The following is a 661-nucleotide window of genomic DNA, read 5'->3' on the forward strand; positions in this document are numbered from 1 at the left end:
TGAACTGGTCAAGTAATCTTGGACACCGATTAAGGTTTCACGCCACCAGCTTCTCCCTGGCGACTGGTGACCGATAGTCGTTGTAGCTATGCGGCCTGGTGATGTTGTAGCGCGATACATAGCGCTGCACATCCGCTCGGGCCTCATGTTCCGACCCGTAGCCTGCTTCTGGCACCCACTCTGATTTCAAACTTCCAAAGAAACGCTCCATCGGAGCGTTGTCCCAGCATTCGCCTTTACGGCTCATGCTTTGTCGGAGTCCATGTTCCAGCAGTTCATTTCTGAATTTATGGCTGGTGTACTGGCAACCTTGGTCGGAGTGAAACAGTACGTCTTTTGGGCGACCGCGCAGTTCAATCGCCATGCGCAGGGCTTCGCAGGTCAGCGTGGCATCAGAGATCATCGAAAACGACCAGCCCACAATCCGGCGAGCGAACAAGTCCAGAACCGCCGCGAAATACAGCCAACGCTTGCCGACTTTGATGTACGTCACGTCCCCACACCACACCTGATTGACCGTCGCAACATCAAACTTGCGTTTGAGCACATGCGGTGCCACCAAAGCCTCCACGCCAGGTGACTTGTACTTATGGCGCCGGCGTTGACGGCTGACAATGCCTGCTTCTCGCATCAAGCTGCGAGCCATGAACCGCCCGACATC

Annotated in this window: 1 protein-coding gene; it reads right to left on the reverse strand. The window is 55.4% G+C overall.

The annotated features are described in order from the left end of the window. Positions 1 to 37: 37 nt before the first annotated feature. The coding region (locus AC07OJ_RS30860) for an IS3 family transposase (RefSeq protein WP_495095801.1) at positions 38 to 661 on the reverse strand (624 nt) is incomplete at its 5' end.

The organism is Pseudomonas sp. GW821-FHT09C08, assembly GCF_059418125.1.